The 2275-nt window shown below is 50.9% G+C and carries 3 protein-coding genes; 2 read left to right on the forward strand and 1 reads right to left on the reverse strand.

Features of this window, described 5'->3' with window-relative positions; translation table 11 throughout:
• Positions 1 to 1046, forward strand: a 1046-nt coding sequence (locus tag PLA23_RS12650; protein WP_324475411.1) for a V-type ATP synthase subunit B, incomplete at its 5' end; no start/stop codon positions are given.
• Positions 1031 to 1714 (forward strand): V-type ATP synthase subunit D, encoded by a 684-nt coding sequence (locus tag PLA23_RS12655; RefSeq protein WP_324331709.1) that lies wholly within the window; start codon positions 1031 to 1033, stop codon positions 1712 to 1714. The genes PLA23_RS12650 and PLA23_RS12655, both read left to right, overlap by 16 nt.
• Here the strand turns inward: PLA23_RS12655 and PLA23_RS12660 are convergent.
• On the reverse strand, positions 1709 to 2275 hold a 567-nt coding region (locus tag PLA23_RS12660), incomplete at its 5' end, for a universal stress protein (protein ID WP_324475412.1). The genes PLA23_RS12655 and PLA23_RS12660 overlap by 6 nt on opposite strands.

The following is a 2275-nucleotide window of genomic DNA, read 5'->3' on the forward strand; positions in this document are numbered from 1 at the left end:
CCGCCGCCCGTGAGCATCCCCGTGACTCAATCCAGACCGGTATTTCCTCGATAGATGGCATGAATACCCTTGTCCGGGGTCAGAAACTCCCCATCTTTTCGGGGTCAGGACTTCCCCACAACCTGCTGGCATCGCAAATCGCACGACAGGCAAAGGTGACCGGGCAGGCGGAAAAGTTTGCGGTCGTTTTTGCTGCGATGGGCATCACGTATGAAGAGTCATCTTTTTTTATCAGGGAGTTTGAAGAGAGCGGTGCACTGGAACGGACTGTCCTTTTTCTCAACCTTGCTGACGACCCGGCCATTGAGCGGATTATCACCCCGCGGCTTGCGCTGACAACCGCTGAATTTCTGGCTTTTGACAAGGGAATGCATGTGCTTGTGGTGCTCACTGATATCACGAATTATTGTGAAGCACTTCATGAGATAGCAGCAGCACGGGAAGAAGTACCGGGGAGGCGGGGGTATCCGGGATATATTTATACGGATCTCGCCTCGCTCTTTGAACGTGCCGGACGTATTCATGGAAGAGAGGGGTCAATCACTCAGATCCCCATCCTGACGATGCCGGATGATGATATCACCCACCCGGTTCCTGACCTGACCGGGTATATCACCGAAGGCCAGATCGTTCTTTCACGCGATCTGCATCGGAAAGGAATCTACCCGCCGGTTGATGTACTCCCCTGCCTCTCCCGTCTCATGCAGGGAGGAATAGGGCCTGGCAGGACCCGTGCTGATCATGCCGAAGTGAAAAACCAGCTTTATTCTGCATATGCCCGTGGTATCAGACTGAAAAGTCTTGTCGCAGTTATGGGAGAAGAAGGGCTCTCCCCTCTTGATACATTGTACATGCAGTTTTGCGATCGGTTTGAGAATGATTTTATCAGACAGGCATCATACGAGGACCGTTCATTTGAGGACACGCTTTCTCTTGCCTGGGATCTTCTTTCAATCCTGCCCAAGTCAGAATTGAAGCGTATCAGTACAGAATTCATCAGGATGTACTATCATGGCAGGGAGGCTGGTGAATGCAAAGGGCCGTGATTGCCGGCGTCAGACCAACCAGGCTTGAATTAATCCGTCTTTCAAGGCGTGAACTCATCGCCAGAAAAGGGAGGGATATTCTGCAGGAGAAACTGGATGCCCTCGTTATTGAACACACCCGGCTCTCGAAAGAAATGGAAAACATGGCAGTATCCATCCAGAATCAGCTCAGGGATGCGTATACTGCTCTTGAGCTGGCCGGGATCATGACCGGCTGGGTGCAGCTAGAAGAACTCGCAGCAGCGTGTGTGAAAATCCCTGAGCCTGTCATCTCCTCATCACAGGTCATGGGAGTAACGGTTCCGGATATATCTCTGCCGGATCTCCCGGATGGGAATCGTTTCCGAAGTCAGCGGGGGTACAGTATGTCAGGAACCTCAGCTCAGGTGGATGAGGCTGCTCTCCGGTATGAATCGGTTCTTGAGTCAATTCTTGCCTACGCGTCACTTGAAGGAAGAGCTGATCGGATATCACGTGAGATGAACCGGACAAGACGAAGGGTCAATGCCCTTGAACATCTGGTCATCCCACGGCTGGTCCGTACCATGCGATATATCGAATTCAGGCTTGAGGAACGTGAGCGGGAGGATCTTTTCAGGAGAAAGCGGATGAAACAGAATATGGAACGAAAAGAGAGAGGGGATAACACGAATGGAAATCTCTTATGATCTCCTGATAATCAGAACCGGTTTTGTTGCCAGGCGTGCAAGTTCGCATGAAAAACTTCCATGCAGCATCTCGGCAAAAAAACCTTTGTCTGTAGGAACGGTGCTGATGAGCGAGGCATCCGCTTCCTGTGCATAATCAAGAATTCTGCTTATGAGATCCCCTTCAAGGATACGCCATCTGATCTCTGCTCCTGCTGTCTGTATGCTCTTACATTTTTCTTTTATCTCCAGTTCAGCAAGATCTCTCAGTCGCATAAGTTCCCGCTCCGTCTCACCACGTGATATGACAAACGAGATGATTATCTCCCTGACATCTGGAATTTTTGCTAGTTGTTCAACGGCAATCCATGATTCGGGCGTCAGATCGATCGGGACCAGCACCCGGGAAAAGATGAGGGGGCAGTACTTCTGGAAATTCTCTCCAGCCAGGGTTTCGATGATCTGACCCCGCATGATAAGCAGGTTTCTTCGTGAATCATGAAGGACCCGGTGGGTGACACTTCCAAGGTGAAGCCCTTTGATGATACTCTTTCCCCTGGCTCCCATCACGATGATGGTTGA

The organism is Methanospirillum sp., from assembly GCF_035406105.1.
Taxonomy (GTDB): domain Archaea; phylum Halobacteriota; class Methanomicrobia; order Methanomicrobiales; family Methanospirillaceae; genus Methanospirillum.